Origin of the sequence: Paenibacillus solani, from assembly GCF_050475945.1 — a bacterium.
Classification (GTDB): Bacteria; Bacillota; Bacilli; order Paenibacillales; family Paenibacillaceae; genus Paenibacillus_AQ; species Paenibacillus_AQ solani_A.
The window spans coordinates 1-20575 of sequence record NZ_JBCMXJ010000006.1 but is presented as its reverse complement, the minus strand read 5'-3'; the positions used below and the strand labels follow the sequence as shown (position 1 = coordinate 20575).

The window sequence follows — 20575 nt, the reverse complement described above, 5'->3', positions numbered from 1 at the left end:
AAGATAGGGGCCCTCCATCCATTAACGTAAACTTATTTAAGCCCCAGCTTCTCTTTATTCGCCTTCATCTTCTCATTGCGGACTTCAATGATTTTATCCCAGTTGTTATCGTCCAGAAACTTTTTGTATTCGTTCAAAAGACTGTCGTAAGTGGCGTCATCCTTGGAACGAATCATACTGATGAGCGTGGTGTTCCATTTTGTATTGATGGCCGTCAGAGAACGTGCTTCAGGCGTTCCCTGATCCGGGTTGATATTTTCGAGAATAAAATGCGGCGTCAATTTCCCTTTGCCCCATTCCTGCATTTGCTTAATCGCATCCGGGAAGGCATCTCCGCTCAAGGCTTTGTGACGATCATGGCCAAAGAACATGAATTCGCCCATGCGGTAGTCTTTTTTGAAGGTATCCGGGTTGTTTATTTGCAGATCTTTTACCTCAGGCAGGAATTCAACCGTTCCGTCTGCATTCACTTGGTAGGTCTCACCCTCGATGCCGTAGTTCATCAGCATTTGTCCTTCTTCGCTCAACAGGTACGTGAACAGCTGAATGGACTTGGCAGGATCGGCATTATCTTTTGTAATAAAACTGATCATCCAGCCAGTAATACCCGATTGGTTCAATGTCGGCGCATGTCCCACTGTGCTTTGTGGTCCGTCAATTGCAATGTATTCTTTGCCTTTATTGTTGCTGTAGAAGCTCTGCAGGTTTCCGCCTTGCTGTGGCGTGCCGTCCAGCATGATCGCTGCGTATTTGCCCGCTTTCACCTTCTCCTCAAAAGCCGTTCCGTCATCGGCAAAGCTGTCATCGCTGATCGATCCGTCCCGGTACACGGTGTTGAACGCTTTGACCCAAGTCAGATAATCTTCATCCAGATTTCGGTTGTAGAAGCTGCCGTTCTCGTCTTCCAGCGGTACGCCGATGAAGTCCTGCAGCACATCGCCAAGCGATCCCGTACCTTCGCCGATCGAGTTGAAGCCCAGTGGAATCAGTGCAGGGAATTGCTTCTTGATCTCAGCGAGAGCAGCCCGGAATTCTTCCGGTGTGCCCATGGCAGGCTTGCCGATAGCCTCGTAAACATCCTTGCGGATGACAAATGCTGTCTTGGCAGGAATATTGCCGCTGTCGTAGTCTTCCTGCGTATTGGAGTAGTTCGGGTACCCGTAAGTTTTACCGTCCTTCAATTGGAACCAGTTGATCGTATCTTGTGCCGCTACCTTATTAAAGTAGGGATCATACTTCTCGGCCAGATCGTTCAGCGGCAGCGCCCAGGTGGCGGCCTTTTGCACGACCGGGGAGTTGGAATCGAATGTGGTGATCAAGTCCGGCATATCTCCGCCCGCAAAGAACGTGTTCAGTTTCGTATCATCGCCGGTAATAAATTTAATATTGATGTTTAAATCTTCCTTGATCTTCTTAGTAACGACATCCTTGCCGAAATCCGTGTTCCACCAGTCCGCATTCACATACCATGTGAGATCCGTTGTTTCTTCTTTTTTATCCAGCTGCCAAGCCGGTGTGTTCGCATCCGGTGTGTACCGATCCTCGATCGAAACCCAGTTTTCTTTCTTGGACCCCGATTTCCCGCCCGAGCCGCCGCAGCCGCTCACGACCAGCACAACGGCCATCAGTGCCGTAAACAGTGTAAGTCCTTTTTTGCCAAAAGCTTTGTTCATCAACATTCCTGTAAACCTCCCTTTTAATTAAAGCGCTTTCTTATTTGACCCTAGTCTTTACAGGCTTGCTTCTGTTCCACTCCCTTAAAGAGCTGCGGACTTCGCTACTCTTTAACCGCTCCGAGCATCATGCCGGAGATAAAATATCTCTGTAATATTGGATACATCACAACAATGGGCAGCGTCGTTACGACGATTGTTGCTAGTTGGACCCCTTTGGTTGTTGTCTGAATCGCAACCGAGCCGATATTTTGCATCGATTGTGTCTGAGACTGCACAATAATCTCGTACAACATCATCTGCAGCGGATAGAGCGACTGATCCGTGATATACAGTTTAGTGGTCATAAAATCATTCCACTGCCCAACCCCGTTAAACAAGGCAATGGTCGCCATCGCCGGCATGGAAAGAGGAATGAAGATGCTCAAGAATATTCTCCAGTCGCCCCCGCCGTCGATCTTCGCCGACTCTTCCAGCGAATCCGGCACGTTGCGGAAAAAGTTCATCAGAATAATGACATCGTAAAAGCTCAATAGAGCTGGAATAATGTACACCCAGAAGCTGTTTAGCAGCCCCAAGTCCTTGATTAACAAGTATGTCGGGATCATACCGCCGGAGAAAAACATGGTGACAACTCCCATGGCAACATAGAATTTGCGGCCGCGGACGTATTTTTTACTCAAGCCGTATCCCACCATGGCACAGAAGAACACATGCGTGATAACCCCAATGAGCGTTTTGGCTACCGAGATGAAGAAGGCCTGCCAGATGCCTGCATCCCGGAATACGGCTTGGTAGTTCTCAATCGAGAATTCCGTAGGCCAGAAGATAAACCCGCCCTCGGCAAGAGACCTGCCCGAGCTGAAGGACGAAACGACAACGTTCCATAACGGAACGACAATAATGATCGTGAACGCAACCAGTAAGATGATGTTGATCGTATCAAAAATCCGGCTGTCGAGATCCCCTTTTGCTGCTTTCAAATTCACCGTAATACCTCCCTCTACATGACCTACAGAACGGATTGATTATCATTCAATTTACTGGTCACCTTGTTCGCCGTTACGAGCAGGATGACAGAGATGATGGATACACCCAAACCAACAGCGGTCGCATACGAGAAATCACCCTGCGTCATCCCCATCCGGTACACGTACGAGTTAATGACTTCCGCCTTCTCCCGGTTCTGCGAATTCATAAGCACCAGCGTTTGATCCAGATTCGAGCCCAATAAACCGCTTACAGTAAGAATCAGATTTAAGCTGATAATCATCTTCATGTTCGGGAGGGTGATGTTCCAGATTTGTCTCAACCGACTGGCTCCATCGATTCTCGCGGCCTCATAGTAGGTCGGATCGATCTTTGCCATGATCGCTAAATACAGAATGGTTCCCCAGCCCGCTTCCTTCCAAATATCCGATAATGTCGCGATCCACCAATACTTGCTTGGATCGAGCAAAATGTTTTGCGGCTGAGAGATCAGGCCGAGACTAAGCAAAACCTCATTAAACAAGCCGGATGTCGAGAACCAGGTAATGAGCATCCCGCCGAGTACGATCCAGGACAAGAAGTGAGGCAGATACGAAATCGTCTGCACGAACTTTTTGAAACGCCCCATCCCAACTTCGTAAATCATAATGGCCAGAATAATCGGAATGACAAAACCGATCGCCAATTTCAAGAAACTGATGCCCAGCGTATTGACAACGGAATCCCAGAAGTATCGGTCTGACATAATAATTTTGAAATTATCCAGGCCCACCCACGGTGCAGAATCCAGCGTATCGATTACGGTGTAGTTCTTAAAGGCAATCGTCAAACCGTAAATCGGTATGTAGCAGAAAATAAACATAAAGATAATGCCCGGAAGGATCATCGATTGGAGCTCCCACTGCCGCTTGTAATCGATGATGAATTCCTTGATTCTCTGTCCCATCGGCTTCTTGCCGGTTGGCGACACCGTACTGGTACCGCTTGACTGAGCTGTAGCTGCTTTGCTCACCTGCTTAGCCCCCTTTGATCATGAAATGTCAATAAAAACGTTTTTATTTTTCAACGAAAAACACGTCGGCTTTCCATATAGTTCAAAAAAAACTTGACAATCCTTGCTAATTTCCTTGAATTTAAACCCTCTCGTCCCGGTTCAGCTTGACGTGACTGGAACCGCGAACGACCAGTTCCCCTTGCAATTTCTGAATCTTGCCCTTCTCTTTCTTCTGGATCATGCGCACCAAATGATTCACGACCAGGATTCCTTGTCTGGCAATCTGGTTACGTACGGTCGACAGGGGCGGCGTAAAATACTGCGCGATATCGATATCATCAAAGCCCACCACGCTGATGTCCTGCGGAACCTCGTAACCCAGCGACTTCAGGGCCTTAATACAGCCAATGGCGCTCACATCATTACCAGCCAGAAAAGCATCCGGTACTTTGCCGGGATGTTGATGCAGCAGCGATTTTACAGCCGAATAGGAGCCTTCTTCCTCAAAATATCCTTGTAGGATGTAGTCTCCATCTATCGGATACTGGCAGTCCCGAAGTGCAGCCAAATAGCCTTCCCGCCGCTGCACGCTGTCAAACATCGTATCCACACCGGATATATAAGCAATCTTCTTGTGTCCCAAGCTGATCAAGTACTTGGTTGATTCATAACCAGCTTCATAAGAGTCGAATATGATACTGCCCATCGTCTCTTTCTGAATCTCGCGATCCAGGAATACCGCCTTAATCTTATCCTTCTCCATGGCGGCAATGTCTTTATCGTCGATCTTCAGTTCTTCGAAGATGATGACGCCATCCACCCGGCCGCCCATAATATTGCTCATAATGACCTGCTTATCCTTCGTAACAAACACATTTAAGCCGTAACCCAGACGATCACATTCCCGTGACATTGAATCCACCAGTGTGTAGAAGTAGGGACCTGACACGCTTGTCGTAAAGAAGCCCAGCATCTTGGTCTTCCCCGACTTCAACAGCTTTCCATTCAGGTTCGGCACATAATTGAGCCGTTCCGCCACCTTTAGCACATGCGATTTGGTCTCCGGGTTCAATACATCTACATCATTTAATGCATTAGAAACTGTAGAAATGGAGACTCCAGCTTCTCTCGCCACATCCTTGATCGTTACTTTACCCATTTAACCATTCCATTCTTCCTTTGCGATAAAAACGTTTTTATATACATAAGTTACCATGGACGCGAGGGGATTACAATGCTTTTTTTGGAAGGGGTTTCAAAATAATATGAAGAGCCCCTCTCCTATTGGGAAAGGGGCTTCTTCTATTGCGTTTCTTATGAGCTAATAATTGTGTGCTTCTCATGCCTGCGGCTCTCTATGAGCTCTGGGTTTTTATGGATTAATGAGGCACTTGGGAGTTAAAGTCTTTCTTGCTGGATTGGTCTCCATGGTAGAATACTACATCGCCATCCAGCAGGTTAAACCGGTTGCCATATGGATCCTGATACGCTTGATTATATCCTTCAAGCCTCCACTGATTCATCAAGGGGGCGTGAATATACTGCAAGTGGGGTCTGGCCGTGTTGCCGTCGCGGATCGTCTCGATGTTGAAGTTTACGATGATGTATCCTTTTTTCAGAAAAATATCGGAACGCTCATCCAATCGGTTCGTTCGCCCATATTCCGCGATATTCGTTCCCTTCTTCACCACATACACATCTGAGGGAATGCTGTATTCGCCATACCAGCGCTGAATCGCCGCATTCGCGCGCTCCGCGTCAACCGATGCTGGCAGACCCGATTTGGGTCCCATCAATGTTCGCACATCAGCCGGAAGCAGCAGCCAGTCCAATCGGCCAACCCAGGTTTTGCTCTTGCTGAGCTTCTCTATATACTGCTTGGCGAATGCTGCAGCCGACATGCCCGCTGGTGCGCTGCCATGATTGTACAGATACGAAGCCGTATCCTGCAGCTCCTCTTGCGGAACATTGCGCAGCCGATCATTCAGAATGACATAACGCTTCTCCGTGTCCTGCGGGGAACCGATGCGAATGAACTTCTGGTTCCCGCTGTGGTAATACAGATCCACCGCTTGCCGTCCGGTGCCGTCTTTATTAACGAAATAAAAGCTCGGCGTTATCGAGATTCCGTCCTGAGAACGGAACATATTCCCCTTCGTCTTCAGATCGAATTTAAAGTGATACCCCGTCTTCACCGCGGAATTCTTGTACCCTTGTGCCGGATGCTTTCCTGGTGCAATGGGTAATGTGTATGGCAACACATTGCCCCGTGTCGCTCCGTCAATATTACGCAGACCGGTCCAATACGATGCTCCGCTTGGAGCCGCGTTCCCCTTTTGCTTGCGGAAAACAGTCTCCCAGTTATAATCAGCGATATCGGTAATATGAAAATCGTACACCCGGCCGATCACCTCAACAGGTTCAATATCGGTGGCCACATGGTTCGCAAGATCAAGATTGGCACTGGGCTGTGTGGTGAAATCAGGCGGCGCGTTCTCTGCAATGGTACGGAAATAGACCTCATAATCTCCCTCATCTACCCACACTGGCAGGAAAAACTCCGTATCAAGCTGAGAAGTCGGGATCGTAATCCAGGTATGCTTTGGGTAGAATGTGCTCTTATCGCCACTGTACACATCGAACGGGAAATACACCTGCTTCACTCTTATATACTTTGCATAGTCCCGGTTCCCATAACCCGGAATATTGCGATGCTGCCCCGAGGTAGGTATCCGGACTGTGAACGGGCGATCCAATATGAAGGCGGACCGACTCCGGTTCGGGGTCGTCTTCTGGTTGTGGGCCTGATCATCCGTCACTGAGGAGTAATTGACCACTGGCGTATGGACCGTGACAGTATTGATGGGGCTGATCGGGAATTGCTTATTGCTGCCGCCATTAATATTTCCAGGTAACAAACCGTAGTGGATTGTCCCACTGCTCGGCGTATTAGCTCTGTTGACCTTATCACTACTGATCATATTGTTGGGCTTGTAAAGCACTTGGTCATTAATGCGTGTCGGAGCAGGTACGCTGCCCGGGGCCGGTCCGCTTTCCTGAACGCGAACTGGATTCATGATGGTTGTTCCGTTAAAAATCAGAGAGTCATTGGTAACCTCCACTTTATCAACGGCGGCCTCGGCCACGCTCTGCAAATTCTCATTTGGTGGAGACGGCTTCGATTTAAAGGAACTGCCTCCATGAGACCCCGAAGGCGCTACGATCGGATCGGGCGGTGACGGAGGATAGAAGGCTCCGGACGCATTCGTTGAATACTGCGGCGGCTGGTATCCTTGCGGTTGGATCGTAATCTGCCCGCCAGGCAGCGCGTAATTACTAAGTGTGCCCTGATCGATTTTATAGACTTCCAGGTTATCAATCACCCAGTATGAGTAGGGACGTTCCACAGAATATCGCTGTGTAACCGTCTCTTCTTCCGACTGCGGATCCGGTACCGTCGTCGGTTTGCCATCCGGGCCCTTAGGTCCCGGCTTACCCGGATCCCAGCTCAACGTCCATGTCTTCTCCACGTTAACCTCAAACGTGCAACTTCCGGTCATATTGACAAATGAATGCTGAAACAAATAATTAAGCGAAATGATATTTCCGTACAGACTTTCGGACGTCGGTATCCCCTGGAGAACATCAAACCTCTCCCGACCACGCTGATCGGCTAATATTTTGGCTGATACTTCCGAGTCCATATACCGGCCATCCATCTTCGTACCTGGAGCCGGTGGGGTACACGAAGCGGTTGGCGGGTCAGGGTCTGGCTTAGTCGGATTGGTCGGTTTGTAGTAGAAATATAAGTAATAAATTGGGAACGATCCATCATAGGTGAATTCGTACGGATCACCCGGTGAAGGAGAGCCCCCGCTTGGAGCTGAGACCGTGCTTTTCTTATGTCCTTCGTATGTATAGTCAGCATTCCCCGGCGTATGTGTAAAAGCATACGGCTTATCTTTCTCCAGCTTTTCCTCCCAATCAGTAAATCCCGGTACACCGTTAAGTGGTCTCCCTGTAGTTGTATAGTGCTTAATGATAGCTTTTCCCTCTGTTGGCTCGAGCTCAATCCGGAATTTGATCGGGAAGTAATACCTGTAACCTTCAACGTTGGGATCGAAGGTTTGTCCGTTTTTTTCTTCTTCCTCTACACGATCGATAGCTTCTCCTTGGGCATGCAATAAAGCGTTTATGTTGATCGTAACAGATGCTGAGCTGGTTCCTTTACCAGTCCACCGGTCGGGTCTGATGCTGTATGAGGAGGAAGTCGCATTTTTATAATATTCTCGGTTATTCCCCATATCAGCTCCGCGAGAAGCGATGAAAATTTCCATTGAGTATTGACCATCGTAATCATATTTTTCAACCGAAAGATCTTTTACTTTTCTGGATGAACTAAAATCAAAATCATAAACGATTGGATCAAGATCATATCGTTGCCCTGGCCTCTTTCCTCCATTGGTCCAAACACCAGCAGCGTTTTTCCAAACATCAATCCAACCCATTCCAACGAAGTAATAGACATTTTCATTATTGGGATCTTGGTACAATCGGGAAAAACCTATTGCATCGGCCTTAGACGGAGTAAATTGCATGAATAAAAGAACCAGACTGAGAAAGGCAAAAAGCGATTTTTTTCTCACATTTGCTTTCCTCCTTATTTAAACGGATTAATCATCGCTACGATATAGTCCATATGAGATGAACCGAAAGCAATATAGTCTGCTGTATTTAGATTAAATGTAGTCCAGTCAAAATTCTCGATATATTCTCCGTTTTGAAATTTATCCCCTCTGACTTTAATACCGTGAAAGTTTGTACCTGTTCCATCACCATGATCTTCAAAGGCAGAAAGAATAGCCCCACGATGCTTCACAAAGTCGTTTTTTACCAGTAGATAGATCGGCAGTCCACTTTCTGTTCCACGCACAGCAAGATAATCCTTTCCATGCGATTTTTCCATACTTATACTGTATAGGGTCGGTCCTTCACCCAGTTTTATTGGTAAATCATTAGGAGTGATCAGCTTTACCCCTTTATATAATTCGCCCTTCATATTTGTATTCATGTTCGTACTTTTCTTGTAATAAGCATCGAACTTACTCATCGGCTGAAGCTTAAATTCCGGATCATCAGAGTTCGGAATACCCTTGGATCCGATCCAGACCCATCGGCCGACTTTGTCCCATTCTACTTTCTCGCCCAGGCCTTCGCTCACCAGACGCAGCGGCACAAAGGTCCGATTTTGCTTCAGGATAACTTTTGTGCCGTAGTCTTTGGACTTCCCATTCACGAGGGCAGTTGTTTGGCCGACGGTCATCGTAACGGTATCATCGCCTTTTACGACTTCCACAACCGTTTTACCGCCGCTTTTGCTGTGACTTACCTTTCCCCCAAGTGCTTCGGACACGAAGCGAATTGGAACCATCACACTGCCTTGGCCGTCCTGAAACGGCTTCGCATCTGGAAAATTCATTTTCTTCGCATTCAAGAGGACTTCAACCTGTGTTGGCGGGCTTGCTCCTTCAATCGTTCCCGATAAACCTAAGCACATACTTATCGTCAATACACTAGTCAGCATAGTTTTGATCCATTGCTTCATCTTTACATCCTCCTTCATAAGGGAAGCGGTTCTAACTGTGCAACTTCAGATTCCATTCTCATTGATTCTGGGTACCGCTGCCGTCATTCTACATAAATTTCATTACATTACACGCATATCTCTATGTACTGAGCCCCTAATCTCCTTTCTACGCCCTTGCTTAGGGACGTCCACCCGCCTCTCTCAATCCGGCCAAAAACTTACATTTGTACATATATTGAGAGAAATTATAGTTATTTTATCATAAAAACATATATTTTGGTATAATATGCCTATTATTATACTAGTCTGATAGTCACCCTCAACTGTTATTCGCCTTCCAAAACAGAAAGAACCCCGAAAGTTCATTCTAGAAGAATGGAATCTTTCGGGGTTCTAGTTATTCGCTCACATATCGGTTGATAGGGTTCTATTGTCTTCGTGATAAGTTAGAATTCATTTATAATCGGCCATCCATGTAAACTCCCAGCGCTTCAGCCAATCCACCCAGATCCAATCCATCGGCGGCAAAAGCGGTGCGAACGAGCTTCGGTGGGACGAATTCGTCATATTTGCCGAGATATGGCGCCTCGTCCGGGTCAAGGAGGTCGCCAGCGTTCTCGCATTCGGCCAGTTCCTTCTTGATTTCCTCCATCAGCGTCGCGTTATCGACCTTGCCTGCGACAACCATATAATACGGCTCCATCGGCACGATAGATCGCAGGGCCAGTCGCTCGGACAGATTATGCTTCAGCAGTCGCTCCAGCGTGCGGAACTGCTTGCTGCCTGCCCAAGGCAGGATGAACAAGGAGTCTCCGCCTGCTGGTAGGACTACCTGCTTCAGCAGTCCACTTTCCCTCGCAAGTCGGCGGGCCCGTTCTAGGCGATTGACCGCTCCCGGCGCCAGATACGGATAGATGGCGCTGTCGGCCAGCACCTCCCGCATCTTCTGCACCACGCGGGTATGCACATCGCCGCCTGCACCAAGCCACAACGTATCGACCTTGCCTTTGGCCGACTTTACGTACAGCGCCTTATGTTTCGTATCAACTTCCTCTACCTTCCACAGCTTGCCCGCCAATGAGAAGCAGTAGCCCGGTGGTGGCACGGTCGTAATCGATCCGATTTCTTCGGAACCATTATATACGACATGCTCTTCATCGTCCTTAAATACCGCGTAGAAACGGTAGTTATTGACGATTTTCTCCCCGCCAAGGCCTATGATCAAGCTGCCTTCTTCCGTACGCTGGATGTGATCCGTCTGGAGCAAATACTGCAAGAACTCCTTGTATTCCTCCGGCTCGATTCCGCGGAAAGCCGGGAGCGACAGCACCGCTCTCGCCAGATCCGGCGGCTCGGCTTCGCCCATGCTTTTGAGCGTGCTCATCGTCTGATGATAAAGGACACCCACTGGTTTCTTCCGCAAGGCCAGCGGTTCAACCCACTTCTCGCGAATATACAGCTCGATGACCGCAATGGCCCGGAGCAGCATCCATGGCATGCGCGCAGGCAGCATAGCCTCCTCATCCTCGTCCTCCGGACAGAGGAACATCATCTCGGAGGCTTGATCCCCGCGGCGGCCGGAGCGGCCGAGCCGCTGAACGAAGCTGGAGCAGCTATACGGCGCACCCAGCTGGATCACTCGCTCGAGTTCACCGAGATCGATGCCGAGCTCGAGCGTCAGAGTGGCCGCCGCAACCGCTGGTCCCGAGCCTTCGCGGAGCGCGGCTTCGGCTTCCTCGCGCAGCATGGCGGAAATACTTCCATGATGTACATGGAAGACATCCCGCTGCTCGCGCTTGGCGGCAATCCGCCGCAGCTCGAGCGTGGTCAGCTCGGCATCTGAGCGGCTGTTGGTGAAGACGAGCGCTTTTTTCAGATGCGTGTGGTCGTATACAAAATCGTAGTAGGCCTTGCGCGCAAGCTCCAGCTGCTCCGCCTGCTTCTCATCCCGCGCATCGGGGAAAGAGAAATGCTCGACTGACAGCCGTAGCTTCCGTCCCCCTTGCGGTGAAACAACCTCGACCGCGTTCTTCGTACCCGCACCGAGCCAGGAGGCGGCGGTCTCGTAATCACTGAGCGTTGCCGACAAACCGATACGGCGAGGCGAACAGGAAGCCATCCGCTCGATCCGGGTCAGCTGGCTCAACACCTGAATACCGCGGTCGGCTCCCATGAAGGCATGCACCTCGTCAATGATGACATACCGCAAATCCTGGAACAGCGCCGGGATCGCATTCGGGCGATTCATCAGGAGCCCCTCAAGCGACTCCGGCGTAATCTGCAGGACGCCCGACGGCTTCTGCATCAGCTTGGTTTTCTCGGCCTGGGACACATCGCCGTGCCAATGCCATACCGGCACCTGGCCTTCCTTCAACAGGTCGGTGATACGCTCAAACTGATCGTTAATCAGCGCCTTAAGCGGCCCTATATACAGAATTCCTACCGAGCTGGAAGGCAGATTATACAGCTCCGTCAATGCCGGAAAAAAGGCGGCTTCGGTCTTGCCCGACGCCGTACCGGAGGCAATCAGCAGATGGTTTGGCGTATCGAACAGGACGCGACAAGCCTCTACCTGTGCTTCGCGAAGCGTGTCCCATCTTTTTTTATAAATAAACTCCTGAATGAACGGGGCCAGTCTGGAAAAAGGGTTCGCACTCATAGTTCAAACTCCGCCAGCAGATCGTCCAGATCATCCGAGTCCGCTTCATTCGACCCTTTACCTTGCGGCTGTACTGCGGCGCGTTCTCCCAACAGTTCTTCGAATGTGGCTTCGGGATGCTGATGCAGCGTATGCAGCAGATCCATGAAGTCGCGCACCACCTCGCGGGTGGTCAGCAGCTCCTCTGCACCCAGCCGGTTCACGGCCGTCTGCATGAACGCAATCAGCTGATCATCCGTCAACTGCGCTTCGTATTTGAAGTGCAGGGCGTGGATGTCACGCAGCTTCTGCAAGAGGATCAAAATCTCCTCGTACGACAGCATGTCCAGCTTTAAGATAGGCGATGTGTAGGTTCTTAGCGAGCTGCTGCCATAACGTCCATCGATCAGGCGGGAGCGCAGTGCATCATAACTGAACAGCCCCCGGCGCTCATCCTCGACAAACTGCGGCGTTCCGCCCATGTAGATGCCAAGGTGCTCCGCTTTGCCCTGCATCGTATCATTGAACATGGTCAGCAGCTTCTCGTAGTTACTCTGGCGGGACACGCTGTTGGTGATTTTGTAGAGATTAACCCCTTCGTCAATAAACAGCAGCAATCCCTTATACCCGATGGCCGCCGTAAATTCCGACCACAGCTTCATATAATCGTACCAGTTGTCGTCATCGATAATGACCCCGACGCCAAGGTCTTTGCGGGCCTCCGTCTTCGTCGGGACTTCTCCACGGAGCCAGCGCAGTGCCGCTCCCTTGCGATCATCGTCGCCAAGCTTGTAGCCATTCCAGTACGCAGCCAGCACCTTCGCAAAATCAAACCCGTGCACCAGATTCTGCATGTCGTTCGTCACCGCATAGATCTGCAGCTCCACCTTCTCGTTCAGAGCAGGATCGTCCGGCCGCAGGCCCGTCTCCTGCATGATGTCCTGCTGGATCGCGGCGATCCATTTCTGCAAAATGGCCTCCAGAGCGCCCCCGTCCGGTCGCGTTCGCGTAGACAGATGGGTCATCAGCTCGCGGTATGTGGCGAGTCCCTGCCCTTTCGTACCTACAAGCCGCCTCTCCGGCGACAGATCGGCATCGGCTACCACAAAATCGCGGTCCATCGCATAGTTACGGATGATCTGCAGCAGGAAGCTTTTGCCGCTTCCGTAGCGCCCCGTAATCAAGCGGAAAGCTGCACCACCCTCGGCGATATTATCCATATCGCGCAGGATAGACTCCACCTCCGGCTTCCGGCCAACAGAGATGAATTCTAGTCCCACCCGCGGCACGACCCCTGCCGTTAAGGAGTTTACGAGGGCGGTTGTTAGCCGTTTTGGTATTTTTAGTTCGGTCATGATCTCACCTCTTTCAAGCATCTATCAAACGTAAATGAATCTGGTCTATCTCAATCCGTCCGGTTACACGTTCTTCAGTGTATCCAGCATCTCTATATAATCATCTACAATGGACTCCCCATCGATCAAAAGATCACCAATAGTATCCATCGCAGCCTCATTGATTTCATCGAGCAGCAGCGCCGGCATGGAACCAGCCCGCTCCGCAATCCGCTGCATCTCTGAACGGTTTGTGCCCGCCTTCAGGGCGTGGAGAACTTCCAGATGGAGAGGACTGAGACGCTCTGCGAGCATCTGCCATTCCTCATCCTCCACTTCCCATTGCCACTCCTGCTCTCCCAAAAATGTTTCTTCTATAGGCGAGGACTCGGAAATTCCCTCATTCAAGTCATGCGACTTTGCATCATGGGCAACAACATGGTTAACATCGGCTTGAGCTGCAGATGCGTTCTCTTCTGGAGCGTCCGTTGATTGCAGCGGGTGCGTCCCGTTGCCGCCTAACATCTCCGACCTTCTCCTGCTCTCGGCCCTCGCTTCTTCCGAGTTACTTGAGTTCACAACGGCTTCTACTCTCATATCTTCCGAGTTCCCGGAGTTCATAAGGACTTCAGCTCTCGCTCCCTCAGAGTTACTGGAGTTTACAACTACTCCTGCACTCGTTTCTTCCAAGTTATCGGATTTCTCGATAACTTCAGCTTCGACGCCAAGCGCCTCACGCTCCTGCAAGACATCAACCTCATAGGGAGCCGCGTCAAAATCCATAACCGCCTGGAATACATCCGGTTTCTTCGCCGCAGACCTCCTGGATGATCGGCCCTTCCTCGTGGACACGACCATGTTCGTGTCCGAATCTGTATCTTCGGAGTGACCTGAGTAAGCTTCTGCTAACGGGGCTGGCTCCCGCTCTGGCTTGCTGCTGATTACTTCAGCCTGCTGCAAGGCTTCCTCCGTAAGCAGCATGTCGCGGACCTGGTCCGACTCTTGCTGTAATCTGCGCAGCTTCCCTGTATCGATCTGAACCTCAGGTATCGCTTGTACGCGTTGGGCCTCTATCTGCTCCTGAATCTCTTTTTTCAAATAACGGGTGATAATCTCTACGATTTCGGGATCCACCACATCGGGGCCGCGCAGCCGTCCCTTAAAACCTCTCAGCTCCCGCAGTTTATTCTCGGTCAAGCGAACCAGCGCTGTTATATAGGAACGCAGAGGTGCATACTCGCTTAAGGACACCACCGTCAGCACGACGCTTCGCCCGTATAATCCATGATCGTAGACCGCACTGCGAAATAAATGCCGTTTCACCTGCCGGGGCCGGGGCTGAAAGTGGTCGATGAAGCGCAACCCCTTGATTTTATCCCAATAGCTGTCCACGAGTGCAATGACTTTGGGGGCATATTGTTCCAGATCCTTGCGGCCTTCCTCCTGGTAAAAACGGCTCTTCTCCACGTCATAATCCAGCAGGTCCAGCAGCAGGTCCCATGTCAGCTCTATCGGCTGGAGGGAGAACCGGCGCTTCCATTCCCTCTCCTTCAGCTCACTGGATAAAACGCGCGGAAAGCGCGCGTACGTTTCCCGAATCGGCATATCCAGGCTATGCACGATCATAAAATCATATAGCCACTCCCGCAGGTACGTATCCAGCTTGGTATACCGCTTGCGGTAGGCCGTCCATGCCTGCTCCATCAACTCATAGCCCTGCACGGGATCGCTCCAGCCCACCCCATGGATCAGCTCGTAAAAATAAACAAACAAATAGGACAAGTCCGTATCCGGGTATCGCCCGGATCTTACTTCCTCACGCCAGTAAAAATACCATTTGAACTGGTCGCTGGCCATCTGGTCGTAGGTCGGCCAATAGCTTTTGAAAGGTACAAAAAGGGTCTCCCCCTCCACATGCCAGGCGAGCTCCCTTGCTTTCTGCACGAATTGCTGCTCCTTGGTCACGTAGCGGAAGTCCTCATCCCAATTGATACTCAGTGATTGCTGTGGTTCCACAATCAAAGATTTCTTCGTTGTTGCTGAAGCATCTCCTTGATCCTGCACCGGATTCTGCAGATCCACCCGCTTGTCCGGCAGCAGCACGTCCTGCTCATCCCCGGCCAGCTCGAATTCGGCAAAACGAATCCCTTGGTCATTCACGTGCGTAGTATGTTTTATCAAATCAATGTGATTGTCGTTGTTAGGCTTATCATTTGTCATTGAACATGAACCTCCGTCACAACTTCAATTATATCATTTAACCTGTAGGGACTTCTTTCGTTTTCACATGTTTCCTATCTGTATTATAATGGACGGAATGATAGTCGAGCGAACGACTTTACGCTGAAAGGACCTTCGAATGAATAAATGGTTGAAAGCTTTGTTGTTTCTGGTGGGTGCGGCTTTTCTGACGAGGCTGATCCCCTTCTCTTCCTGGTTCCGTATCCTGGATACGATGATCCATGAGCTGGGGCATGCCGTGATGACCCTTCTGATGTCGGGGCGGGTGCTCAGCATTGAGCTGAATCCCGATCACAGCGGCGTGACGTATTCCATGCTGGCTTCCGGCGGGTGGAGTCCGATCGTGGTCTCGCTGGCAGGTTATATGTCGGCATCGCTGTTCGCCATTCTGATGTTCTACGGCTATGCCAAGAAAAAACAGGACACCGGCCTGATCACCATTACCGTTCTTGCCCTCCTTATGATCATCTTCTTCGTTCGCGCTGGATACGGATTGTGGTGGCTCGTTATTTTTATGATCGTGAATCTGATCTTCTACTTCATTGGTGGAAAGATCCGCAATTTCTATTACCTGCTGCTTGCCTTTCTCGTACTGGAAGAGTCCGTGGTCAGTCCGCTAACCCTCCTTACCATGGCGCTGACCCGGCCCAAGCAAGCAGGCGACGCCACGAATCTGGCCAATATGACCTTTCTCCCGGCCTTCGTCTGGGCGCTGCTGTTCCTGCTGTTCTCCCTGTGGTGCGCGAAGACGGCACTGCAGCTGTTCTGGAAGAAGCGATGAATACGCGGTTTGCAAAACAACAAAGAAGCCAGCGTTATCCCATGATGCGGATGATGCTGGCTTTTTTATAACGGTTCGAATCTCATAAGGAGCAATCGACATCCTAACCTTAAATTAAGATATAACTATTCCGTTCTTAATACGTTTTATATAGAAGAGATGGGTGCAATCTTCAGGAGGGAATAGACATGAGAAGAAAAAAGCTTGTACTTTCACTTACAGTCCTATTTGTTGTTGCCTATGTCTTGTTCGGCGTATGGATTGCTCATGACACAAAGGTTATTTTAGAAAAGGCCATGAGTGGAGCCACCGATCATTCGGATTATATGAACCAAAACACATATCAAAAAATCAACCCAATCGAGCGTGGAGTTAATAAAGAAGAAAATTTCACGTACGACAAGAAATCACATCGCATAGGATTTGTTCTTCCGCTGCATTTCTTTTTCATCTCGAAAGTCTTTGTAACACAACAATATGAGAACGATAGTTTCGGATTTAGGGAACCTATCCAATTAACCCTAAAACTAAAGTCTGGGGGATGGTATGCTACCCAAGCACATATTAAGCCTTAAAAAGGTGACTCATACATGTGCTGCCTCGTGCCTATTTAGAGTTTAAGGGTACTTTTTGCGGGACACACTCACAGTGGTAAACCTTCCTCTAATTTAGCCAAGGCTTCATCCAGCATTTTAGCAAAATCCGCCTCAGGATTCTCTGCACAGTAAAACATCACCGAGATGTTTACACCTACGACTGCCCCAGCAAATGTACGCACAGCTAAGTCATCAGATTTATGGCCCGTACGTTTGGCTATCATCTCTGTGAGCAGCTGCATAGTCTGAGTCAGGTTGTTCAGTGTCGCTGCCCTAAGTTCAGGAACTGACATGATAAGCTGATTTCGCTCGCGCATCGTCTTTATCTCATCAGCAGACAACTCGGAAATTCCTGATAACATCGCATTTCTCACAGCCTGAAGTGTACTCAGTTCAGGAGGCTGATTCTCAAATGAAGCGATCAGAAGAGGATCATAGTTATCTGTGATCATCACATCCTCTTTCGTCGAAAAGTACCGAAAAAAAGTGCTAGGGGAAATCTCCGCAGCCTCCGCAATCTGCTCCACAGTTGTGGCATTGTAACCAATTTCGCGAAAAAGCCGCAGCGCATGCATTTGCACATTTGCCATGGTTTTTGCTTTTTTGCGCTCGCGCAATCCGCCATTCCCTTTATTATTCGTTGACACTTCAATCTCACTCCTTAATGCTAGTTTGTTCAGACTCCATGTCTCCATCCCCTCTTTACGCCAAGCATGAAGGTACTGAATACAACTCTAGCGCGGGAACGACCTTGATCGGTTGAATCCGCAAAAGGCGAGGATTTTAATCGAGTCTACATATATAGTGATAGTTTGTTCCATTTAAATGTGTATGTCAAATTTTGAAAGGTGTTAAACTCCAACATCCGTAACTTCATTACGGTGTACCCTCGTCTTCACGAATCCCATCGTTATGAGAGCACCCAAAACTGCAACCCCTGCGCATACCCACAACGTGATTCCCATTCCATGAACAAAAGCGGACTTCACCGAATCTATCAATGTGGTCGACTGAATCTGGCGAGCCACAGCTACACCAGCCGATACGTTTCGTCGTATCGATTCCACAGCTTCTGCAGGTAATCCTTGTAAATCCAGTTTACTTCGATACCCACTGCTAAGTACGGTGCCCAAGATAGCTACTCCCATCGTTCCGCCAACCTGGCGTAAGGCCATGAGGAGCGCTGAACCCACACCACTTGTTTCGGCAGTAAGCGCGGACATTGCCTCATCCATAGCAGCTGGCAGTGCAAATCCAATTCCGAGTCCGACAAAGGTTACCCATATCGCGGCAAATCCATAACCACTAGTAACACCCGTATTGGCTCCAATAACCAAAGCAATTCCGAGTACTAAAAAGCCGAATGAAAGAGTGACCTTGGTACCGAAACGGGACTGGAGCAGATCAGATACTTGTGATCCAATCAATAGCCCGCCTACGAGCGGCAATAATCGTAACCCTGCACTTAATGCATCCACCCCTTCTACCGCTTGGAAGTATTGCGGCATGACAAACAACACCCCAAACATGGCAAAAGAAACAACCGTCGCCAATACAGTCCCCCAGGTGAAGCTTCGCGAACGGAACAAAGCAGGATCTATAAGCGGATGACTCGTTCGGCGCTCCCATACGATAAAGACCACTAGAAGTAATAGTCCTGTGAGGATTGTAGTCATTGCTGTGATATCCCCCCAGCCTCTTTCCCCCACTTCGATTACGCCGTAGGTTACACCGACTAGACCGACACTTGAAGTCAGTATTCCGATGAGATCCAACCTTTGATTCTGTAAGCCTCGGGATTCTGGCAGAAGGAAAGAAACTGCAAACAGAGCGATAACTATGAGCGGAATATTAATAAGAAACACGGACCCCCACCAGTAATTATCGAGTAACCATCCACCTAGAACTGGACCGAGCGGAATACCAAAAGCGTTAGCCATCATCCAAACTCCTATTGCCTTAGGTCGTTCTTTTTCAGAAAACATCACGGGTATGATGGACATAGACAAGGGTACCAACAGTGCGGCGCCAAGTCCTAGTAAAGCACGTCCTGTTATGAGCTCCCAAGGGGAACTAGAATAAGCACACACTAACGATGCGGCTCCGAAAATAATCAGCCCGATGATGAGCATCTTTTTACGCCCTAACCGATCCCCCAGTAAACCTGCCGGAAGCAGCGCTGCCGCAAATACAAGATTGTACGCATCCGCAAACCATTGAAGCTCCCCATTCGTTGCCTGCATGTCTGTAGCTAAAATAGGCAAAGCAAGGTTGAGGATCGTCATGTCCAAACCCACTGCGAGTATGCCTATGGCAAGTGCCCCCAACACCCACCATCTTCGTTTGTATTGACTGTTCATGGAAGTTACCACCTTTCAATATTGGATTATATTGGCACTTACAATCAATTGAGAGTTTATGTCATTTGATTCTAACTGTCAATAAATTATTTGGGGAATTCATACACTTTGGCTTTAGGGTCAAAATATCGCACAAAAAAGCCATCCCTTCGCTCAATCGAAGGGATGGCTTTTTCGTGTGTGCTTCATTCACTTGCGCTGTATTTTGCTTTAGCTGTGCTATAGCCGAATAGTCTCTGAGAACCATGGTCACGAACACTATCCCACCCTTTTTGTGAAAAATACGACCTGCCTGGAGGCATATTCATGAACGATTCTGTGACTCCAGAACCATCTCATGTGAAGAATTCTGTCGAGAATAGAGGAGGATTGACCTCCTCTTCGTCTAATATATGTAAGTACGGAGTTAGACGAATTCGTCCATTTGTTTCTGCATGCGATATGGGTGAATTCGTGGAAAAGACGTTAGCAGAAATCAGGGGAATACTTAATTAAATTATAAAGATTAGATAAACTATTTAAGGACGGGGATTTCAATGAGTAGCTTGTTACTAACCTCTTGTGGTTTTTATACTGAAGATATTAAAAACCAATTTCTGGATTTTATTGATAGAGATATTTCTCAATTAAAGGTCTCTATTATTACAACAGCATCCCCTATGAAAGAAAATAATAAATATGCACAAATGGCAATGCAAGATTTCAAGGACATGGGGTTTCAGCATATTAATTTTGTAGATATAGAATTTGATGACCCGCAAATTCTCATCCATAGAGATGTTATATATATCAATGGTGGAAATCCATTTACATTATTGTATTACGCTAAGAAAAGTGGTGCTGATGAAATTATTAAAACACTGGCCGCACAGAATGTAATTATAATTGGAGTAAGTGCTGGAGCGTTATTACTGGGGCCGAATATTAACATTGTCGATTTCTTTACTCCACAGATGAACACAATGGATTTAACGGATTTTAAGGCATTAGGTGTAACCGACAAGCTTATTTTTCCTCACTATGATAGAGAGGACGTATTTAAAGATAGTACTAATAAAACAATTGAAGAGAGAATAGTAGAATTTGAATCCAATGAGAACTGTAAGGTGACAAGGCTTAAAGATGAAGAATATATCTCAATCTTAATGAACCAAGCACATTGAAAGTCGTGAATTCATTGAAAGTAGCTCGAAGAAGCCCCTGACATCTGCTAACACCATATTCACGCTGCGGGGCTACACCCCTTGGTCTGCCAGAGGGATTTCGAGGAAGTAGTATCCGGCAGACAACTCCTGCAAGGCTAAGTCTTCGACCCAGTCGCTGACGCTACTTTAAGCCTTTCGGGTTCGTGAATACAACAACGTTAGCTGAAATTGCCGAA

The 20575-nt window shown here is 48.8% G+C and carries 14 protein-coding genes; 3 read left to right on the top strand and 11 right to left on the bottom strand.

The genetic code is table 11. The features are described from left to right. Positions 1-32: 32 nt before the first annotated feature. From ABEQ74_RS07320 to ABEQ74_RS07280, 9 genes are all read right to left on the bottom strand, one after another. Positions 33-1679: a sugar ABC transporter substrate-binding protein gene (locus ABEQ74_RS07320; RefSeq protein WP_430120992.1), complete on the bottom strand. Its 1647-nt coding sequence runs from the start codon at positions 1677-1679 to the stop codon at positions 33-35. 98 nt (positions 1680-1777) lie between these two features. Continuing rightward, a complete protein-coding gene (locus ABEQ74_RS07315) occupies positions 1778-2662 on the bottom strand; it encodes a carbohydrate ABC transporter permease (protein ID WP_430120990.1) in 885 nt (294 codons plus the stop codon). A gap of 23 nt (positions 2663-2685) precedes the next feature. Beyond that, on the bottom strand, positions 2686-3675 hold the full coding sequence (locus tag ABEQ74_RS07310) for an ABC transporter permease (protein ID WP_430120987.1): 990 nt from the start codon (positions 3673-3675) through the stop codon (positions 2686-2688). 121 nt (positions 3676-3796) lie between these two features. Then, positions 3797-4816, bottom strand: a complete 1020-nt coding sequence (locus ABEQ74_RS07305) for a LacI family DNA-binding transcriptional regulator (protein ID WP_430120985.1) — start codon at positions 4814-4816, stop codon at positions 3797-3799. 220 nt (positions 4817-5036) lie between these two features. Then, positions 5037-8255, bottom strand: coding sequence for a DUF5704 domain-containing protein (locus ABEQ74_RS07300; protein WP_430121310.1), 3219 nt, complete (start codon positions 8253-8255; stop codon positions 5037-5039). 62 nt (positions 8256-8317) lie between these two features. Further along, positions 8318-9262, bottom strand: coding sequence for a copper amine oxidase N-terminal domain-containing protein (locus ABEQ74_RS07295; RefSeq protein WP_430120983.1), 945 nt, complete (start codon positions 9260-9262; stop codon positions 8318-8320). Positions 9263-9701: 439 nt separating this feature from the next. Beyond that, complete coding sequence (locus ABEQ74_RS07290; protein WP_430120981.1) at positions 9702-11903, bottom strand: DEAD/DEAH box helicase; 2202 nt, start codon at positions 11901-11903, stop codon at positions 9702-9704. Continuing rightward, entirely contained in the window at positions 11900-13237 is a 1338-nt protein-coding gene (locus tag ABEQ74_RS07285; RefSeq protein ID WP_430120979.1) for an ATP-binding protein, read from the bottom strand. The genes ABEQ74_RS07290 and ABEQ74_RS07285 overlap by 4 nt, the downstream gene beginning before the upstream one ends. Positions 13238-13300: 63 nt before the next feature. Continuing rightward, complete coding sequence (locus tag ABEQ74_RS07280) at positions 13301-15436, bottom strand: TerB N-terminal domain-containing protein (protein WP_430120977.1); 2136 nt, start codon at positions 15434-15436, stop codon at positions 13301-13303. 139 nt (positions 15437-15575) lie between these two features. Here ABEQ74_RS07280 and ABEQ74_RS07275 point away from each other — a divergent pair, with 139 nt between their 5' ends. Both ABEQ74_RS07275 and ABEQ74_RS07270 read left to right on the top strand, forming a co-directional pair. Further along, positions 15576-16238, top strand: coding sequence for a M50 family metallopeptidase (locus ABEQ74_RS07275; protein WP_053490531.1), 663 nt, complete (start codon positions 15576-15578; stop codon positions 16236-16238). 188 nt (positions 16239-16426) lie between these two features. Continuing rightward, on the top strand, positions 16427-16813 hold the full coding sequence (locus tag ABEQ74_RS07270) for a hypothetical protein (RefSeq protein ID WP_430120975.1): 387 nt from the start codon (positions 16427-16429) through the stop codon (positions 16811-16813). 68 nt (positions 16814-16881) lie between these two features. Here ABEQ74_RS07270 and ABEQ74_RS07265 read toward each other — a convergent pair whose 3' ends face one another. Next, positions 16882-17424: a TetR family transcriptional regulator gene (locus tag ABEQ74_RS07265; protein ID WP_430121308.1), complete on the bottom strand. Its 543-nt coding sequence runs from the start codon at positions 17422-17424 to the stop codon at positions 16882-16884. A 261-nt stretch (positions 17425-17685) separates the two neighbouring features. Next, positions 17686-19194 (bottom strand): MFS transporter, encoded by a 1509-nt coding sequence (locus ABEQ74_RS07260; protein ID WP_430120973.1) that lies wholly within the window; start codon positions 19192-19194, stop codon positions 17686-17688. A gap of 536 nt (positions 19195-19730) precedes the next feature. On the opposite strand from ABEQ74_RS07260, the gene ABEQ74_RS07255 reads away from it, so the two are divergent. Then, positions 19731-20357 (top strand): Type 1 glutamine amidotransferase-like domain-containing protein, encoded by a 627-nt coding sequence (locus tag ABEQ74_RS07255; protein WP_430120971.1) that lies wholly within the window; start codon positions 19731-19733, stop codon positions 20355-20357. Positions 20358-20575 lie beyond the last annotated feature (218 nt).